Source organism: Pseudomonas laurylsulfativorans, assembly GCF_002906155.1.
GTDB lineage: Bacteria > Pseudomonadota > Gammaproteobacteria > Pseudomonadales > Pseudomonadaceae > Aquipseudomonas > Aquipseudomonas laurylsulfativorans.
In genome coordinates, this window is record NZ_MUJK01000001.1 from 1,340,072 (window position 1) to 1,358,751 (window position 18,680).

The 18,680-nt window shown below is 60.2% G+C and carries 13 protein-coding genes; all 13 read right to left on the reverse strand.

Annotated features, from left to right (window positions below; all coding sequences use genetic code 11):
* Positions 1-20 precede the first annotated feature (20 nt).
* Entirely contained in the window at positions 21-2,057 is a 2,037-nt protein-coding gene (locus tag B0D71_RS05920; protein WP_103393910.1) for a lipase family protein, read from the reverse strand.
* A 75-nt stretch (positions 2,058-2,132) separates the two neighbouring features.
* A complete protein-coding gene (locus B0D71_RS05925; protein ID WP_103393911.1) occupies positions 2,133-2,552 on the reverse strand; it encodes an arginine:ornithine antiporter in 420 nt (139 codons plus the stop codon).
* Positions 2,549-5,443 (reverse strand): type VI secretion system Vgr family protein, encoded by a 2,895-nt coding sequence (locus tag B0D71_RS05930; RefSeq protein WP_103393912.1) that lies wholly within the window; start codon positions 5,441-5,443, stop codon positions 2,549-2,551. Before B0D71_RS05930 ends, B0D71_RS05925 begins: the two co-directional genes overlap by 4 nt.
* Positions 5,440-8,082 carry a type VI secretion system ATPase TssH gene (tssH, locus tag B0D71_RS05935; protein ID WP_103393913.1) on the reverse strand — a complete coding sequence of 881 codons (2,643 nt, stop codon included), beginning with the start codon at positions 8,080-8,082 and terminating at the stop codon, positions 5,440-5,442. The genes B0D71_RS05930 and tssH overlap by 4 nt, the downstream gene beginning before the upstream one ends.
* Positions 8,083-8,232: 150 nt before the next feature.
* Entirely contained in the window at positions 8,233-8,724 is a 492-nt protein-coding gene (gene tssD, locus B0D71_RS05940; protein ID WP_046042388.1) for a type VI secretion system tube protein TssD, read from the reverse strand.
* Positions 8,725-8,739: 15 nt separating this feature from the next.
* A complete protein-coding gene (locus tag B0D71_RS05945) occupies positions 8,740-10,479 on the reverse strand; it encodes an OmpA family protein (RefSeq protein WP_103393914.1) in 1,740 nt (579 codons plus the stop codon).
* Between the two features lie 10 nt (positions 10,480-10,489).
* Positions 10,490-11,167: a type VI secretion system protein TssL, short form gene (gene tssL / locus B0D71_RS05950; RefSeq protein ID WP_103393915.1), complete on the reverse strand. Its 678-nt coding sequence runs from the start codon at positions 11,165-11,167 to the stop codon at positions 10,490-10,492.
* The gene (tssK, locus tag B0D71_RS05955; protein WP_103393916.1) at positions 11,164-12,519 is read right to left on the reverse strand and encodes a type VI secretion system baseplate subunit TssK; all 1,356 of its coding nucleotides are present in this window, start codon (positions 12,517-12,519) and stop codon (positions 11,164-11,166) included. The genes tssL and tssK overlap by 4 nt, the downstream gene beginning before the upstream one ends.
* A gap of 41 nt (positions 12,520-12,560) precedes the next feature.
* Positions 12,561-14,099 (reverse strand): type VI secretion system contractile sheath large subunit, encoded by a 1,539-nt coding sequence (gene tssC, locus B0D71_RS05960; protein ID WP_103393917.1) that lies wholly within the window; start codon positions 14,097-14,099, stop codon positions 12,561-12,563.
* 34 nt (positions 14,100-14,133) lie between these two features.
* A complete protein-coding gene (gene tssB, locus B0D71_RS05965; RefSeq protein WP_103393918.1) occupies positions 14,134-14,637 on the reverse strand; it encodes a type VI secretion system contractile sheath small subunit in 504 nt (167 codons plus the stop codon).
* 470 nt (positions 14,638-15,107) lie between these two features.
* Complete coding sequence (gene ppk2, locus B0D71_RS05970) at positions 15,108-15,926, reverse strand: polyphosphate kinase 2 (protein ID WP_103393919.1); 819 nt, start codon at positions 15,924-15,926, stop codon at positions 15,108-15,110.
* A 58-nt stretch (positions 15,927-15,984) separates the two neighbouring features.
* Entirely contained in the window at positions 15,985-17,706 is a 1,722-nt protein-coding gene (locus tag B0D71_RS05975; RefSeq protein ID WP_103393920.1) for a SulP family inorganic anion transporter, read from the reverse strand.
* 44 nt (positions 17,707-17,750) lie between these two features.
* A complete protein-coding gene (locus B0D71_RS05980) occupies positions 17,751-18,665 on the reverse strand; it encodes a LysR family transcriptional regulator (protein WP_103393921.1) in 915 nt (304 codons plus the stop codon).
* Positions 18,666-18,680 lie beyond the last annotated feature (15 nt).

An 18,680-nucleotide genomic window follows, 5' to 3' on the forward strand; every position in this document is an offset into this window, starting at 1 on the left:
TTCTTTCCCGTATTACGGAGTTATCCGAAGGTTTTTTCGTAAAAGGCCATAGGGTCGGCGATCGCATCAAATCGCTGTAACGCCTCGGTACCGCCCTCGGTTTGCCACGTCACCTGCAAAGCCCGGTCGATCAGTTTTTGCAGTTCGAGGAAAGCGCTATTGCGGCTGTACTCATCCGCAGGGATGCTGCCGTAGTACTCCTTCATCTGCTGTTCAAACTTGCGCCGCCGCACCTGCCTCTCCAGCAACGGCTCGCGCTCGGGATTGATCGACTCCATTAGCTGGTTGTGGATATAGGGCTGGTACTGCGACATGAAGTGATCGCCTATGCTCAGCAACCGACCCACCGCTGGGTTGCTGTACGGCGGAAAAAACCGAGCGCGGCTTGCGGCATCGAGCGACGCATGCAGACGTTTCTGGGCTTGTTCGACTTGCTGTTCTTCGGCCGCACTCAGGCTGGGCACCAGGTACAACTTAGCCATTTCCTGCAATTTGTAGGAGATGGTGCTGCGATAGGGTTGGCCCTGTGGGTTGCGGTAGGCCGGATACGGTGCGATTGACTGTTCCTGATGCTGTTCAGTGCGGAAAAACATGGCGACTTCGCCGTGATGGCTGTAGGGATCGCCGTGTTTGAACAATGAACTGAGCCACGACTGGCCGATCGACCAGCTTAACCCTATCACTGTGCCCATCGTGCCGTAGAGGTCATAGAGGTAATTGTCCAGCGCCGCCTCGGGAGGGACGCGCGGGACGACGTCGGTGTCGTTGACATGGCGGAAATGCCAGAGCCCACTCAAGGACTGGATGGCCTTGAGCGTGAAGGTGCGAGGCATGCCGTAGGTGTACAGCAATGGATTGTGTTGCTTGAGCGATGCGGAGTGAATCATACCTAAGGCACCACCCAGGCTGTGACCACAAATAAACAGCTTCCTGTCGTCAGCCTTTTCAGGAATCGTTCCGCCAAGATCCTTGCGGTAACTCCTCGTGGCAACTTCAAAGGCCTCGCGAAAGCCCATGTGCACGCTGCCTTCCGGACTCAGATCGCCACAGGGGACTTTGGGCTCACAGTAGGCCGCCACCTTCGACTCGGTCGGTCGAAACGTGACATCGGTGATGAGGTCGGCAATACCGTTAGTTTCAGTGCCGCGCCAAGCGACCAACACCTGAGTGGCGCTGATGGCATAAAACAGCTGAGTATCCCCCTCTGGTGGATCGGCTTTTTGCGTGTCGAGCATGAGTGCCAGCGTATAACGCTGATTGAACGGCACATCAGTTACCAAACTGGGCCAATTTTGTCCGGCATCCAATACCCTAGGTGTACGGGAGAGGTCCAGACACTGCTGCAGAAAAAACTCCTCAGCTGAACCGCGTTCCGTTTCAGGCAGCAGGCTGTAAGCCAGAATACTCATCAACCCCAAGTTGTACGCATTGGCCAGGCTGTACTGAGCCTGGTGATGCAAGGTCAGAGACCAGGCGCGCAACGGGCAGACTTCCAGCACATGCCGACGATCGAGTTGATCGTCGCCAATGGTGAACCCGCCAAACTTCGGGTCTGGAAAATGGTAGGCCGGGGGTTGCCTGGCGTCCGCCAAGGGCGGGTCGAATGTCGGCAGCCGATCACACAATTGGCCGATACGCAGGTAGTGATAGCCATGACCGGCTGCGACTGCCTGCTGTTCGATGGGCGAGAAGCCCGAACGTTGCGGACCATACAGCGGTGTGCGATCAGCAAAGCCGGGGCGCTCGGGTTCCGCTCGCTGGGCACGCAGGCGGCGATTTTGCAGTAGCTCGGCCAAGAGTTCGGCGTCTATCAGCAAGTTGATGGCCAACGGGAGCAGGCCGACAAGGCGGATCACTCCCTCGGCATCGGTGCGGCCCCTGTACTCCGGAATGAAGTCGCTGCGGGTCGCCTCGTTCAGCGCGCGAAAAGGCAGGTTCGCTAGGGGCTCTCCCTGTTCATCGAGCAACTGGAACTCGATCCAGTGCATTTTCTGTTTACCGCAGATCACAGTCTTGCAGGAGCCCAGTGTGTCCGTACGGTGCAACCTATCGTTCATGTCAGTCCTTTAATGCTGTTAGTTATTTATTCTGAAACCGCCGCAAGTCGCCAGCGATTGATCTGCACAAAACAACTAAACACACCATTTTTTCCTGAATAAAATGGAAAACAATTTAACAGCCTCAGAAAACAACAGCAGGCTAATCAACCATATAACTGACGTTGCGCCTGCAGCTTTCGAAAGCCATAAAAAAATCGATAGCGAAGGCACAACAAGCAATAACCGAAGTGGTAACTGAACGTAAATTAGATACGGAATCGTTCGCGAACCGACGAAAAACAAAACCATTGAAACAACTATCGACACGTTCAGAAGAACTGACAACAATAAGAGCACATCCGAACTCACCCCATGCTCTGACCTTAACTGAACATAGGATTGAATATCGCTATAAAACGGCACCTTGCCCTGGGAAAAATTGAGGTAGCCGAACCGGATAATATAAAAGAAATCCATCGCACCCCAGAACCAATAAAGCCATTTTATTTTCATTTGACCCCTTCCTTTTTCTCATAAACCTTATCGGTAATAACAGGTTGCCAATGCCACGAACTACCGCCAACAGCCCATGAGTCGTCACCTTCCAGAAAGGTTTGTGTTATTTGCCTTATTTCACCGTAAGTTCGAAGTACAGACTGAGCTTTTAAATATTCTTCGACATCATCGCCCAGCGGAGTCCACTCCTGAATTTTGTCGCGCTTGGTGTTCATATAATCCTTACCTTCAGACCCGAACAGTCTTCCCTCGTCGCCTAAAGATGTAAGCCGATTAATAGCCATGAGGGCCGTATTCTTCAGAGCGTGATAATCGTGATCAATTGTCACCCAGTGTCCCGGACCCGACTCTGACGCTTCGTTTGGAAACTCAATCTTCAGTCCACCCGGCAACAAGGTATGAGCGCTCATGGTTCGCCCTTCCTTGTCGGTTACGCCGTTAAACACCTCGCCCTGTTCAGTGGTGATCCGGTAGCGTGTATATGCCAACGGTGCCTGGGCCTCATCTTTCAGGACGTATTTCGCGGAGTAACCTCCGGGTAACGGTGTTGCCGGCGTATCCAGCCTGGCGCTGCCAAGCTTTTGCACATGCTTGGCCCGTTGATAGATATTGCCGGGGGCGCCCTGGTCGAGGTCGCCGTCTTTCAAGCGGACGAAGACCCCTCCGCATTCCAATATCAGCTCTTTCTCAGCGCGGATGTGCACCCGGCCATCCACGCTCTCAATCTTGATATCGCCCTTGGCCAGGGCGTGCAGAAGGCCTTCCAGAGCATGCAAATCGATGTTGCCCTTGGCCGCCTTGAGCTGCATGTCCGCGCTGTGCGCGAGCAGGCTGATGCCGTCCTCGGCGGTGGCGGTGATGTTCTGCCCGGCGCTGAGGTCGACGTTGTGCGCGGCAACGGCGCTCACGCTTTCGCTACCCGAGGACAGGCTCACCGCCTCCGGGCTGACCATGCCTATACCTGCCGGGGCGTGCAGCAACAGACCCGGTTGCTTCAAGCCATCGAGGACTTGTCTAAGCCGTTCCTGGCTGGCGGTGTCGCCGGGAGTGGCTTTGGTCGCGCGAGCCGCATCGGCCAGAGAACGCGCCAGTGACAAGGCACTTTCCAATTGGGCGACGGCAGCCTCCATGTCGAGTTGCGCACCTTGGGCTTTCTCCTGTTTGTCCGCGCTGATGAAAAGGCCCTTGCCGCCACGAATGGCGCCCCAATCATCCGTACGCAGCTCAAACCCTTCCCCCCGCTTCTTCCGCTGGCCATCCACCAGATGCCCCAGATTCAGCTGGCTCTTGCCGCCATACTCGGTACTGAGCTTGATGTGCTCCTGCCCCCGCGTGTCGTCCATACGCAACTTGTTGTTGGCCGGCGTGCGCAGCACGTTGCGGTGGTCGTTGCGCTGGGTCACCAGGTCGGGGTGCTGATCGTCGTGCAGGGCGTGGGCGATGTAGGGGCGGTCCGGGTCGCCCTGTTCGAAGGCGATGGCCACTTCGGTGCCGGCGATCAGTGGCAGGTGCAGGCCGTAGGTGTCGCCGGCGTAGGCGCGGGCCTGGCGCAGCCATTTGCTTTCGCGGCCGGCGGGCCAGGTGTCGCGGTCGAAGAGGAACTTGACCCGGTAGCGCCCTTGCATGTCGATTTCGGTGTAGAGGGGGTTGCTTTGGGGGTGGGTGATGCGTGCCGGGAGGGTGCCGGCGATTTGCGGTTTGGCTAGCAAGGGTGGGCGAAAGCACAGGCGCAAGGCGTAGGGCATGGCCTCGAAATCGCAGGTCAGGCTGCGGTCGCGGGCGGCGCGCGTGGTGATTTTTGTGATCACCACGCGGGGGGTGAAGGCCTTGGGTACGTCGCCGCTGATGGTCAGGACCTGACCCGGGGCCAGGGTGGCGCTGCTGCTGGTGCCGCTGAGGTGGGTCTGGTTGTTGAGGTAGCGTTCGTGGCGCAGGCGCGCGTAGAAAAAGCCGCTTTCGCTTTGCAGGTCTTCGTCGCGCAGGTGGGACTTGCCGAGCACGCGGTAGGGTTCGGCGTAGTGGTAGGCCTCGCCGTAAGTGTTGTCGGCGACGCCGCGGGTCGTGGCCACGCCGTGGGTGGTGGGCTCGCCGAGGGTCTGGTCGACCTCGCCGTCGAGGTAGGCGCGGCTGTCGTCGGGGTGATAGGCGCGCACGCTGACGTGCTGTTCCACCACCCGATGGCGGGTTTTCAGGGCCCAGACGCTGTCCTGCTCGCTGTTGCTGAAGCCCGACGGCGAGCGCAGCGGCAGTTCGACGTCGAACTGGTAGCAGCGCTGGTCGTCGCAGAACTCGACGACGTCGAAGGCGAGCTCTTCGTGCTGGATGCAGCGGTACCAGATGCCGACGTCGGCCAGGATCCGGCTGATGAAAGCCAGGTCGCTTTCCTGGTACTGCATGACTTGCTCGCGCTGCGGGTACTCGCGCTTGAGGTTGAAGCGAAAGTGCCCGGTGTCCAGACCATGGCGGTCGCGCAGAATGCTTTTGACGATGTCCGGTACGGATTGGTGCTGATAGATCCGCGTTTGCTGGCCGCGATCGAGCAGGGCCAGGCGCGGTTGCAGGGTGACCTCGTAGCGGGCTTCGTCGATTGAGCCGGACAGGCGCTGGCAGGCGGTGATGCGGCCATAGACGGTGCGCATGGGCTTGGGCGGCTTGGGCACCTCCCAAGAGAACACGGGTACGTTGGACAGCGCGTGGTACAGGCTGAACTCGGCGTACTGGCCGATGAACTTTTCCGCGCCGATGTCGAGGTCGCTGGCGGTGAATTCGATGCGGTAGAGGTAGGGTTGGCTAAGGTACTCATGGCCCTCGAAGGCGAGGACGTCGAGGTGGGTGTCGAGCTGGTCGATCTTGAGTGTGTGGCGGTTGTGGTCGAAGACAGGGTTCATGCTCGGCCCTCCGGAGCAACGACTGAAGGTCCGTCGGTGAATTGCAGCGTGATGCCCTCCTCATCGCTGTAGCCCAGGGTTACGCCAAGGGTTTTGTATTTGGTGGCCTGACGCTGCAGCAGCTGTTGACTGAGGACCGGCAGAATCTGCTGGTTGAGCAGGCTGTCGATGTTGCGCGCACCGGTGTCGGGCAGCAGGCAGGCGGTGACCAATGCATCGTGCAGGCCATCCTCGATCTGGCAGGTCAGGCCGTAATGGCTGTGCAGGCGCCTGGCGACCTTGGCAAGTTTCAGGGCGACGATATGCTTGAGCGCGTCGGCCAGCAGCGGGCGGTAGATCAGGGTCTGGAAGCGGGCGAGCAACGCCGGCTGGAAGTGCTCGCGCAGCAGCGGTCGCAGCCATTCGTGCAAGTCGCTGTCGCTGGCTTCGGGCTGTTCGCGCAGACCGTTTTGCAGCTCATCGCTGCCGAGGTTGGAGGTCATCAGGATGACGGTGTTGCGGAAGTCGATTTCGCGCCCTTCGCCATCGCGCATGAAGCCACGGTCGAACACTTGATAGAACAGATTGAGCACGTCGCGGTGCGCCTTCTCCACCTCATCCAGCAGCACCACGCTGTAGGGCCGCTGGCGCACCGCTTCTGTGAGCACTCCCCCCTGGCCGTAACCGACGTAGCCCGGTGGCGAACCTTTGAGCTGGCTGACGGTGTGGGCTTCCTGGTACTCGGAAAGGTTCAGGGTAATCAGCGATTTTTCGCCGCCGAACAGGCAGTCCGCCAGCGCCAGGGCGGTTTCGGTCTTACCGACGCCGCTGGTGCCCACCAGCAGGAAGACCCCCAGCGGCGCCTGCTCTTCGGTCAGGCCGGTCTTGGCCGCGCGCAGGCGCTGGGCCAGGGCACCGAGGGCATGGTCCTGGCCAATCACTCGCTCGGCCAGTTGCTGTTCGAGGTCCAGCAGGCTGGCCTGTTCGTCCTTGAGCAAACTGCCCAGGGGCACGCCGGTCCAGTCGGCGATGACTTCGGCAACGCTGCGTGCATCGACGTCGAGGGACAGCATTGGCTGGCTGCCCTGGGCCCGCAGCAATTGCTCCTGCAGTTTCGCGCAGAGGTCGCTGCGGGCCGGTTCGGCCTGGCGCGCATCGAGCAGTTGCCGAGTCAGGTCGAGTTCGTAGCGGTACTGGCGCAGCAGGTCGTCCTGCTGCTGTTGCAGCTCGACCTGTTGCCCGGCGATAAGGGTCAAACGCTCACTCAAGTCGCAACCATTGAGTTGCACATCCTGCTCCAGCGCACGCCGCTCCAGCTCCAGCGCGGCCTGCCGGGCTTTGAGCCGCACCAGTGCCTGGGGCTCGCAGTCGAGGCTCATGCGCACCCGCGCGCTGGCGGTGTCGAGCAGGTCGACGGCCTTGTCCGGCAACTGGCGGCCCGTGAGGTAGCGCCGCGACAGGCTCACCGCGGCCTGCACCGCGGCATCCTGAATATGCACGCCGTGATGGCTGGCGTAACGGGCCTTGAGGCCACGCAGCATCAGGCAGGCGCTGGCATCGTCCGGCTCGTCGACCTTGACCATTTGGAAGCGCCGTTCCAGGGCGGCATCGCGCTCGAAGTACTGCTTGTATTCGCTCCAGGTGGTCGCGGCGATGGTGCGCAACTCACCACGGGCCAGGGCCGGCTTGAGCAGGTTCGCCGCATCCGCCCCACCCGCCTGGTTCCCGGCGCCGATCAGGGTGTGGGCTTCGTCGATGAACAGCAACACCGGGTTGGCCGATTGCTGCACGGCGTCGATGACGTTTTTCAGGCGTTGCTCGAACTCGCCCTTGACCCCGGCGCCCGCTTGCAGCAGACCCAGGTCGAGGGTACGCACGCTGACCGCCTTGAGGCTGTCCGGCACGTTGCCGTCGGCGATGCGCAAGGCCAGGCCTTCGACCAGCGCGGTCTTGCCGACGCCGGGTTCGCCCACCAGGATCGGGTTGTTCTTGCGCCGCCGGCTGAGGATATCGATGACCTGGCGGATTTCATCGTCACGTCCGAACACCGGGTCGATCTGCCCGGCCCGCGCCTTGGCGGTGATGTCCTGGGTGAACCTGTCCAGTACCGCTTGCAAGGCATCGTGCACGGCTGCGCCTGGGACAGGTAACGCCGGGGGCTGGTCCAACGCACTTTGCTGTTGGACGTGCGGGCGTTCCTCGGAGTGCTGATCGAGCAGCCCTGACAGCTGCTGCAACTGGATTTCATTGAGGCTTAGCAGGGGCCAGGCCGCATCGCATGCCAGCAGCTGCGGACTGTCCTGCAACGCACCCAGCAGGTGCGCCGAGCGCAGACTGTCATGCCCTTCCAGTGACGCACGCAACCAGGCGGACTCGATCAGTTTCTGCAATTTGCCGCACAACTGTGGCTTGCCCTGCACGCTGCGCGGCAGCGTGTCGAGATGGTCAAGCAGACCGCGCCAAAGCCCGTCCATGTCCCACTCATGACGACGGGCGATAAGGGTCAAGTCGCCCTCGCCCTGCTCCAGCAACTTGAGCAACCAGTGTTCGATGCTGATCCGCCCATGGGCACGGCTTTGGCACAACGACGCCGCCGCGCTGAGCGCCTGGGCGCAGTAGGGATTGAGACGGCGAAGCAGGCGCGAGGAGTTGTCGGTCATGGAGGTACGTCCTTGTGCTGAAGGGTCAGCGGATAATCGGTCAGGGCGATGGAAAGTGTCGGGATGGGCTGGGTTGAACGTCCGCGCACAGACGCTCAACCCAGTGCACCGGAACCAGCAGGCAGAGGCCTGCCTGCTGGTTATTCAGCGTTACCCTCTACTACGTTTGTCCCATTTATCGTCGTGTTTGAGGTTTCCGTCCTTGAAGTCCCAGAAGATCTCCTCGTAGCGCAACTCAACCTCTTCCAGGTGGTTGAGTTTCGCCTTGTCCGGATCTTTGACGTCGTGCATTTTCGACTCGACCTTCACTACCTTCACTTTTTTAAGCAGGGTGTTGTAGTACTCGACTTCCTGGCCAGCGTCGTCGATGCGATAAAATTTGAACTCGGCGCTTTCGAGTGTCTGGCCTGTAGTAGCAGCCTTATAGAGGTATGTGCTGGAAGCATCGATTTCCTTAGTGAACACGTACGGAGCATGGGTCCGCGTACCGGTCAATTTTCCGGTGTTGTCGTCGCTGGCGATGTAGACGCTGTGGTTGTGAGCGACCACCTCGATACTGCCTTCGCGACCTTGCACGGTCACTGAACCTTTAATGTCCGCACCGCCGTCATTTTTCAGCCACAGATAAACGGGAATTGCCATGTGAAGCTCCTTTTCTCAGTACACAAATGCCGCGTTTGCGGCAGGGAGTTGAACGTCGGCCCCGACCGTGGGTAGCGCGCAGGCCCCCGCTTCCGGCACCAGACGGATATCGACGCGACGGTTGGCCTGACGCCCCGCCTCGGTGTCATTGCTGGCGATGGGCTGGCTCTTGCCAAAGCCCTGCACCGCGAAACAGCTGTCGGGGATGCCGCCCATGCGTTGCATCCAGTCACGTACCGCTGCCGCACGGGCGCGGGACAACTGCAGATTGTGTTCGTCGCTGCCCACGGCATCGGTGTGCCCGGCGATGACGATCAGCCAGCCAGGCTGGGCCTTGATGCCGACCAGGGCATCGATCAGCACCCTGGTTGATTCGGGCTTGAGCCGGGCGCTGGCACTGCTGAACAGCGACAGACTGTCCAGGCGCACCGTTCGCGCGGTACGTGCCGCCAGCGGGCGGGTCGACGGTTGCTTGTGATCGGCGATGGTCGTCAACAGCCGTTCACGCAATCGCTCGCCGTGATACAGGCCCAGCCCCAGCGCCAGGGGCGCGCCCAGGCGGTAGTAGGCGTCAAGGCGAACCGCGTCCTCGCGCAGCACGTTCAACGCATCCTCGCGCCGGGCGAATTCGGCTTGCTCAAGACGCGTCGGCGGGGCAATGGATGTGTAGCGCCGCAGGTCGTCACTGACCTGGCGCAGCAGCATGGTGTTCTGCCAGGCCGAGCTGATCAGGGCGACAACGGTGGCAAACGTGAACAGCCATACCGCGATCACGATTGCGTCACGCTTGGTCGAAGGTTGAGGCTGCCGGGGCAGCAGACTCAGCAGAGGGTCAGGAAACGGCAACGGCTCCCCCGTTGCCTGACTAGCGCCATCTGCATCCAGCAGCGCGGTCTTGTCCCGCTGCCATTGCCGCCACAAGTTGCCGGGCACATAACCGGGCAGTGTCGGCACCAGGGTGCAGCCCCACACCAGCGGCAGGCCGATAGCGTGCCGACCTTCACGGCGGGTGAAGTGCGCCAGGACATGTTCGTCCAGCCAGGCAGCTGCACTGTTGAGCTGGATGCCGGCCTGCAAACGTTGGGTATGGACTGCACTGCGCGCGGACTGCCGGTACCAGTCGTTCGGGCTGAAGCTGGTCCCCGCCTGCAGAATGTTGCAGTGGTCCTGGCCGGCGCCCCAACTGAACCAGGCCCCTTTGGCTGCAGGGGACTGCAGATAGCTGACCAGCATCAACGGCAAGGTAAAGCCGCGCTTGCGCGTCAGCGCGACCTGATGATTGAAGGTGCGCACCTGCCCGGCCAACACCCCGGCATCAGTGTGCTCACCCGGGTTGACGATGAGCAATACCCCGAGCTGTCCGCCCCACTGGGGGCGCATGGTCATGATGCGGTCGACCAGCCCCGGCAGTTGCTCCGTACTGGAAACCCGCAGGTAACACCCCTGCTGGGTCAAACGCTGCGCCGGATGATCGGCGTCCGCTTCACCAAACAGATTGGACAGGCCATCGCCACAGACCAGCACAACGGGTTGGCGGAAGCTCGCCGGTGGCAGCGTGAAATCATCGAGGGAACCGTGCAGTTCCTGTTGCTTTGCTGTCTGACGCACCGCCCGCACCCACGCCAGCGCGACGCTGCCGACAACAATCAAGACGCCAACCCCGCGCGTCCATCCGCCAAACGGGATGATCGCCAGCAGCGTCAGGGCCAGTACACCGGCCCACAGCCAGAGCCCCTGTTTGAGTTTGAGCGTCATTGACCCCACCTCAGGCGTCCACGGATAACAGGGTCGCCGCCAAGCCACCCAGCCACTGATCGAGCCCGTACCAGAGAGCGACCAGCAACAGGCCGGCTGCCAGGGCATTGACCAGGGGCGAGCGCAATCCAGGGAACAGCGTCATGCCCCGACTGCCACTGACCGTTGCGGTCGAGCGCCGATGCAATTTCAAAGGCGCGACACGCTCATTCAGGGCGGTCAGCAATTGCTCGCGCTCGGGGTCACTGATATCGGCATAACGGCCCTTGAAACCCAGGGTCAGTACCCGCTGGAACGCTGTCAGCACAAGTAGGTCCGCTGCTGGTTCGCGCAGTACCTCACGCATGTCCTCGTAGAGGAACACCCCGGCCTGATGGCGGTTGAAGAACTTCGTTTGCAAGGGTTCGCTGGCCCAGTTGGCATGGGCTTTATCAAACGTGAGGTTGAGCATGGTTTCGTCCAGCAACGCGCATTGCGCGTGGCTGATATGGTCGATGCTGCGTTGCGCCAGGCCGGCCTCTTCAAGCGACTGGCGAACGCCCTCGACCTGCTGCACGCAAAGCGCTTTGACCACGTCGCTGTTTTGCGCCGAGGCCCCCTGCCGCAACTCGACCACCAGCAGATAGCTGTCCTGCAGCAATGCGTCGATATCAACCGGGCCGTGTTTTTTCGTTTCGATCAGGTTCATGCACGTAGTACCGCGAACAGTTCAAGTTTGACGTCGGCCAGGGTGCTCGGGACGTAGAAGGCACAAACGCCCTGAGCCAGAATGGCTTTGCCCTTGACATGGTTGAGGTCGAGGGCGAAGTACTGGTTTTCCAGGCGCAGGGGAATGGCCGCCGGCACATGGCTGAGGGAGTGCAACGGCACGCCGTCGAGGGCGGCGTTGACCAGTTGATCGACTTCGTCCGGTGTACCGATCTTGCACAGGCGCGGAAACTGACTCTGCAGTTGCACTGCTGGCAGGCGGCAGCGTACCGACAGGTAGAAGTCGGCGCTGTCAGGCTCGCGCAGTCGATGGTCATCGAGGCGCACCTGCCAGCGATTAGCCGAAATTTCTTCAAGGTCCAGGGCAATGACCCGCGAAGGCAGGCTGGCCTCCAGCAAGGTGGAGATCATGCGCAAAAGCGGCGGGAACACACTTTCCAGGTCTTCGTGGCGGTAAGGCGGAATCTGCTCGACATCGTGTTCGAGGGAAAAGGTCAGCAGGCTGCCGGCCAGTTTCGTCAACTCCAGATAGACCTGCTCGGGAGGTCGCGCAGGCCAGGCCTTGAGATCGGCCAACACCGGCTGGTAAGTGTTCAAGGCATTGAGCAGCCAGAACAATGACACGTCGGCAACGGCGAAGTCGGCCATGCGTTGATTGCTTTCGCGGCGCATGCCCATCAGTCGCTGGCGTTTGGAGGACAGCTGGCTCAACAGGTTATCCAATTGCGTAAGCAGCCCCGGGTGCGCGGCGAAACTGAGCAACGGCGGAATGTAATCGAGGTCAAGGCTCCAGGCGCCCTGCCCGTCGCGCAACAGCCGCGCGATGGGACAGGTCAGGTAATCGCCGTTCTCGTCGTGTACGAAGCGCAGGCTCAGCACCTGTTCCAGCACGCCGACCGATTGCACTTCATCGGCGTAGATGTCCTGCACCTGACGCCAGTCCTGGCGATATCGGGTAGGCCGATCCCCTTGCCCGCCATCGAACAGGCAGTTGTTGCCATTGGCCTGCTCCAGCGGCAGGGCCAGCAGCAAGGTAGCTGTCTGGCTGTCACCGGTCTGCAGGCGCGACAGGTCGAGACCGGGGGGCAGCCGATCTACTTGATCGCTGTCGATCAGGGTACCGTCCGGCATGCGCAGATTGAGTCGGGTGGCCTTGAGCGTGCCCAGACGCAGAGCTTCCAGGTCGAAGGCGACACTGCGAACGCCCCAAGGGTGCACCAGGCACAGACGAGCCAGGCACTCGTTGGCCCAGGCCTCCCAGCGCGCCTGCTGCTGGAATTGCTGTGGGGACAGCAATGCCCCCGCGGCCCACAAGGGGCGGTCGATTTTCATGAGGTCGTATCCCTGCGAAGTGGCGTGGGTGTGAGCAGGACTCAGGCTTTCGCCTTGGGCATCTGCGAAACCAGCGACAGGTTGACGTCCATGCCTTCCACCTGGAAATGCGGCACGGCATACAACTTGACGCGGAAGAAACCCGGGTTGTCTTCGATGTCTTCGACGGTGACCCGGCCAGCCCGCAACGGGTGCGAAGCCTGCAGCGAGTCGCCCGGATCGTTCATCTCGGTGACCAGCCCGCTGACCCACTTGTTCAACTCCAGCTCCAGCACACGGCGATCCTTGGTGGTGCCGATGTTTTCGCGCTGGATCAGTTTCAGGTAATGGGCAATGCGCGACAGCAGGAAAATGTATGGCAGGCGCGCATTGATCCGGCTGTTGGCAGTGGCGTCCGCGGTGTCGTAAAGCGCCGGTTTCTGCGCGGAGTTCGCCGAGAAGAAGCACGCGTAGTCACGATTCTTGTAGTACGACAGCGGGATGAAACCGAGGTTGGCGAACTCGAACTCGCGCGTTTCCGGAATCATCACTTCCGAAGGAATCTTCACCTGATTGCCAGTGCCCAGATCGTACAAGTGGATCGGCAGGTCGGTGACCGCGCCGCCAGACTGCGGACCGCGGATCTGCACGCACCAGCCGTTGGCGATGAAGCTCTTGACCATGTTGGCAGCGAAGGCGAACGAGGCGTTGGTCCATAGGTACTTGTCGTGGTCCGGCCCCTTGACGCTTTCGATGTAGTTGAAGCTGCGCACCGGAACAGTGTCCGGGCCATACGGCAGACGGCCCAGCACACGGGGCATGAGCAAACCGATGTAACGGGCATCGTCGCTGTCGCGGAACGCTTTCCACTTGATGTATTCGGCGCGGTCAAAGTAGTTGCCGATGTCTTTGATGGCGGCCACTTCTTCCATCGAACGCTTGCCAAAGAAGGCCGGACCGACGGAGCCAATGAAGGGCATGTGCGCTGCCGCCGAGACTTTGGAAATATTGCGCAGCAAGGCAATGTCTTGCGGGCTGCGGTCGAACTCGAAGTTGGATATGGCAGCGGCGACCGGCTCACCACCCGGGGTGTCGTACTCCTGGATGTAGGTCTGCACATACAGACCACTTTGCGCGATCTCCGGGGCGTCCTCGAAATCCTGGACCAGGTGATCCTTGCTGATATCCAGCAGTTCGATGCGCACGTTCTGGCGAAAATCGGTCTGATCGATCAGCGATTTCACCCCGCGCCAGGTGGACTCGACCCGCTGGAAATCCGGGTGATGCATCACGGCGTCCAATTGGCGGCTGATCTGCGCATCCAGCGAGGCGATATGTTCGTCCAGCAGTGTCTTGTCCAGACGCCGGACTTTGCGCGAAGACTGCTTTATCAACTTCAGAAAAACACTGACAGCGGCTGTCACACGCTCATCGACAGAAACGTCCGACAGCGCCTCGGAACTTTGAAACACTTCAATTTCGCCCAGCACTTTTACCGGGCTGAGATTGATCTTGCCAAACAGCGCGCCATACACGCCGTTATTTTCTTCAGACAACACTGTAGTGCCGCGCGAATGCGCGTGAGATTGTTCAATAGACATTTTGCAAACTTCCTTTTAAACAAGCCGGGGTGAATTAACGGACTTCTTCCGCAGCCAGGGCTGCCAGCTCGTCTCGCAGTTCGTCACTGAGTGCCTCATCCATGAGGATGCGCTCCAGCTCATGACGAAACGTGGCATTGTCCAAAAGGTTGGACTTGAGGTCGCGCAGCAGGTTACGCATTGCCAGCAACGCGCGCAGTTGCGGAATTTGCCGGGCCACTTGTTCCGGCTCGAAATCCTTCATGCTCTGGAAGCTCAGATCGACCGACGCCTCGCTGGCGTCCTCCGACAGGGTATTGGCCACGGCCAGCTTGATCTCGGGAGCATATTCGGCCAACACGCTATCGAAATTATTCTTGTCGATAGCGACTTTTTTTCTCTCGAATAACGGACGTTGCTCCTTACCGTTACTGTAGTCCCCCATCACCATCAACTTGAGCGGCAACTCGACTTTTTTCTGCGCATCGCCGGTATGCAAATCGAGCTTGATATTGACTCGAGCCTTGGGCACTTCGTTTTGAAAACTACCAGAAGCCATAAAACCTCCATGGATATTTGCAACAATTACACCGTTACAAAAAATAATGACAAATTCGAACTCAACATTTGAGTCGGCATAACGCATTCAAGCGATCGAACACCGTTTGCACGCTTACCTCAGCGACAAAAGATGAGCATTTCGAAAGGGAATCGCAACCACTGAAACAAAAGCTCAAACACTTGCGAGGTGCAATACTGAACTATCTTACGAAGTCATTCCATCTGCAAAAGTTAAATACAGAACCATATTACTCCACGCTCAGAACTTGCCCGCACTAGAAATGGTAATTTCCCAACACATTTAAAGAAACTTCCTACAGACAGATTATTTTCGTGTATTAGTTGCCATTCAGCACAGCAGATGTGAAATCAGTCGAGACGGTATTTCAGGAATACCGAGGCCCTGATTTCACGACTGCTGTGCTCGACCGTCCAGGACCGAGCACAGACTGCACAGTTCGGCAAGCTTCAGAACTTTTCCGGGATGAACTTGAACGGATAGTTCGGATCCCGATAGTTGCCGGGACTTTGGCGCTTGGGCAGTTTCACTTTTGCCCGTGGCACATCCTCGTAGGGAATGCTGCTCAGCACATCGCTGATGATGTTCAGTCGCGCCCGTCGCTTGTCATTGGAGTTGGCAACCCGCCACGGGGCGAAGTCGGTGTCGGTGGCCTCGAACATGTCGTCCCGGGCACGGGAGTAGTCGTACCAGCGGTTATAGGACTTGAGGTCCATGGGCGACAGCTTCCAGATCTTGCGTCCGTCGGTGATACGCTCCTTGAGACGTCGGGTCTGCTCTTCCTGGCTTACTTCAAGCCAGTATTTGATCAGGATGATTCCCGATTCGACCAGTGCCTGCTCGACGCGCGGCACCGAGGTGAGAAAGTTGCGCACCTGCTCTTCGCTGCAGAATCCCATGACCCGTTCTACACCAGCGCGGTTGTACCAGCTGCGATCGAAGATCACCACTTCACCAGCCGCCGGCAGGTGCGGCAGATAACGTTGCACATACATCTGGCTTTTTTCTCGCTCGGTCGGTGCCGGTAACGCCACCACCCGGAACACCCGCGGGCTGACCCGTTCGGTCAGCGCCTTGATGGACCCGCCCTTGCCGGCGCCATCACGGCCCTCGAAGATGATGCAAATCTTGGCGCCCGAGTGCTGTACCCACTCCTGCAACTTGACCATCTCGACGTGCAGCCGCGCCAATTCCTCGAGATAAACCTTGTTCTTGAGCTTGTCGCCTTCGGCCGATTTGCTTTTCGATGCAGCCTTCTTCTTTGCCATGCCCGTTACCTCCTTCAATGCGTCGCACAGCAGCCGGGACGCGCCCGGCCGCGTTCATTCAGCGTCGACTGCGCTGGTAATGTTCAACCGCCAGTTCCAGGTTCAGGAACATGCGCGCCTCGCCCAGCGTATGGCCCAAGGGCGCCTTGATAACCATGTCCCATACGCTCGGGTTCATGCCTACCAGCCAGAGTGAAATGCCTTTCTCGCTCATGCGCTGCTCCGCGCTGGTAAGCATCTTCAGGGCGGTGTATTCCAGGTCGAAGACGCTGCGCAGGTCCAGGACCACGACTTTGGGTGTCGCCACATCAATCAGCGGCCGGATCTTCTCGGCGATGCGCTCGGCATTGGCGAAGAAAATCCGCCCCTCGGGCCTGAGTAACAGCAGCCCTTCAAAGTGTTCGTCGTCTGCGTTGCCGGTGGCCTGTGGGCGATAGACGTTGGTGCCAGGCTTGCGTCCCAGGACATGCACCGGTGGGTCCGAGACCTGATAGGCCAGGGCCAGCAACGAGACGATAATCGCCACGACGATCCCTTGCAGCGTGCCCAGCAGCATCACGCCGATCATGGCCACCACGGCCCAGGCGAATTCGGTACGGCGAACCGAAAGGATCTCGCGAAACTCCGCCGGCTCGATCAGGCCCACCGAATACACAATCACCACGGCAGCGAGCGTGGCGTTGGGCATCAGGCCAATCAGCGGCGCCAGCAGCAGGCAAGTGCCCAATGCCAGTGCCGCGGTGACCAGTGCGGCCAGTTGCGAACGGGCGCCGGCCAGGCGGTTCACCGCCGTTTGGGTGGTCCCGCCACCGGCGACCATGGCCCCGAGAAACGCACCGCCGATGTTGGCAACACCTGTGGCCAGCAATTCACGATTGGGTTGTGGCGCGGGCTCGTCACTGCGGGCGAACGCGCGCCCCGCCGCGATGGTTTCGGTGAAACTCATCAGCGCGATGCCCATCGCCGAAGGCCACAGGGTTTCGGCCATCGACCATGCCGGCAGGGTCGGCTCTGGCAATCCGATCGGCACCAGGCCGACGGCGGACACACCAAAACTCTCCAGGCCAAACAGGCTCATGGCAATGATGCCCAGCGTTACCGCAATCAAGGGTGCGGGCAGTCGCGGGGTAAAACGCTTCATGCCGACCAGCAGCAAGACCATGAACACGCCGACCGCCACGGTCGGCAGCGAGGCGTGACCGACACTCTGAACAGTGGCCACCAGGTTGTGCAGGAAGCCACCTTTGTCGATGTGAGTACCCAGCAGTTTGGGTAGCTGGTCGAGCACGATGACTACGCCGATACCGGCCTTGAATCCCACCAGCACCGGCTCGGAAATGAAATTGGCGACGAAGCCCAGGCGCAGCAACCCCGCGACGATCAGGATCGCGCCCACCATCAGGGCCAGTGTGGCGGAACCCACCAGCAGGGCCGCAGCATCGCCATCAGGGCTGATCTGGCCCAACGCTGAGCCGGCGAGAATGGCCAAGGTAGTCGTGGTGCTGACACTGAGCGGGCGCGACGTACCGAGCACGGCATAGATCACCATCGGCACCAGCACCGTGTACAGCCCGACCTGCACCGGCAGGCCGGCAATGGTGGCGTATGCCAGCGCCTTGGGAATGACCACGGCCGCTGCCGTCAGCCCCGCGACCACATCGCCTCGCAGCCAGTCTGGCCGGTAACTGCCAAGCCACTCCGGGATCAACAGGCTGCGCACGGTACCCCGCTGTGGAGTCCCTGGAATCCGCTCTGGCGGATGGCTGCCGTGTTGATTCATCAGTCACTCCAATCGCAAATCGTCCATGCGGATGATGAGTGGGCTCAACCGACCGCACAATCCTTTAACTGCACGCGTAACCACTGCAAACCTTCATCGGCATCGAAGCGCGTGTGCCAGCAGGCAATCAGCTCAGGCTCGGGAAACTCAAAGGGTGGGGCATGGCAACTGAGGTTGAAGACACCGGCAAACGTCCGGGCAATCGGGCTCGGTAGATTACAAATGTAGCCGGTTTGCGCGGCGATGATCGGCATTGCCATGAAGTTTTGCACGACTGCACCAATCCGTCGGCTCAAGGACTGCGCGGCGAGTGTGCGGTCGATGATGTTACCGCCGCGCTCGTGCATGCTGATCACCACGTGCGGGCGCTCAAGGTACAGGTCCAGCGGAAAGCGCGGGGCCGTCAGGCCTTCGCGTTGCCAGATCAGTGTCTGCAACTGCACGGTGCTCAATGATTCGCAACACACGCCGGCGCCGAGCGCGGTCGGGGTATTGAGCATCACGTCGATGGCCCCGCTCTCGAGCATCAAGGGCAAGGTAGCGGGCTCGGGCAGCGGCACCATTTCAATGACGACCCCGGGCGCGGCAAGGGAAATGTGCTGGAGCAATTTGGGCAGGATCAGGAATTCTACGAAGTCGCCCGCCGCGATGCGGAACGTGCGTTGCGCCGTTGCTGGCGAGAACGACTCGTCGCCCTGCAACGCCTGGTCGATTTTCTCCAGGGCCTCGCGTACCGGGCCAATCAGCACGGTGGCCCGAGAGGTGGGCACCAGGCCGCTACGGCCGAGCACGAACAGTTCGTCGCCCAGGCGTTCACGCAACCGGCGCAAGGCATGGCTGACGGCTGACTGGCTCAAGGCCAGACGCTCACTGGCACGGGTGACGCTCTGGGTTTCCCAGAGTGTGATGAACACCACCAGCAGGTTCAGATCGAGGGTACGGATATTAATATTGTGCATTCTTGAAATGTTACC

Excerpts from the sequence above, each read along its gene's own strand:
- B0D71_RS05920 (WP_103393910.1), bottom strand. The coding sequence starts at position 2,057 with ATGAACGATAGGTTGCACCGTACGGACACACTGGGCTCCTGCAAGACT.
- B0D71_RS05925 (WP_103393911.1), bottom strand. The coding sequence starts at position 2,552 with ATGAAAATAAAATGGCTTTATTGGTTCTGGGGTGCGATGGATTTCTTT.
- B0D71_RS05930 (WP_103393912.1), bottom strand. The coding sequence starts at position 5,443 with ATGAACCCTGTCTTCGACCACAACCGCCACACACTCAAGATCGACCAG.
- tssH (WP_103393913.1), bottom strand. The coding sequence starts at position 8,082 with ATGACCGACAACTCCTCGCGCCTGCTTCGCCGTCTCAATCCCTACTGC.
- tssD (WP_046042388.1), bottom strand. The coding sequence starts at position 8,724 with ATGGCAATTCCCGTTTATCTGTGGCTGAAAAATGACGGCGGTGCGGAC.
- B0D71_RS05945 (WP_103393914.1), bottom strand. The coding sequence starts at position 10,479 with ATGACGCTCAAACTCAAACAGGGGCTCTGGCTGTGGGCCGGTGTACTG.
- tssL (WP_103393915.1), bottom strand. The coding sequence starts at position 11,167 with ATGAACCTGATCGAAACGAAAAAACACGGCCCGGTTGATATCGACGCA.
- tssK (WP_103393916.1), bottom strand. The coding sequence starts at position 12,519 with ATGAAAATCGACCGCCCCTTGTGGGCCGCGGGGGCATTGCTGTCCCCA.
- tssC (WP_103393917.1), bottom strand. The coding sequence starts at position 14,099 with ATGTCTATTGAACAATCTCACGCGCATTCGCGCGGCACTACAGTGTTG.
- tssB (WP_103393918.1), bottom strand. The coding sequence starts at position 14,637 with ATGGCTTCTGGTAGTTTTCAAAACGAAGTGCCCAAGGCTCGAGTCAAT.
- ppk2 (WP_103393919.1), bottom strand. The coding sequence starts at position 15,926 with ATGGCAAAGAAGAAGGCTGCATCGAAAAGCAAATCGGCCGAAGGCGAC.
- B0D71_RS05975 (WP_103393920.1), bottom strand. The coding sequence starts at position 17,706 with ATGAATCAACACGGCAGCCATCCGCCAGAGCGGATTCCAGGGACTCCA.
- B0D71_RS05980 (WP_103393921.1), bottom strand. The coding sequence starts at position 18,665 with ATGCACAATATTAATATCCGTACCCTCGATCTGAACCTGCTGGTGGTG.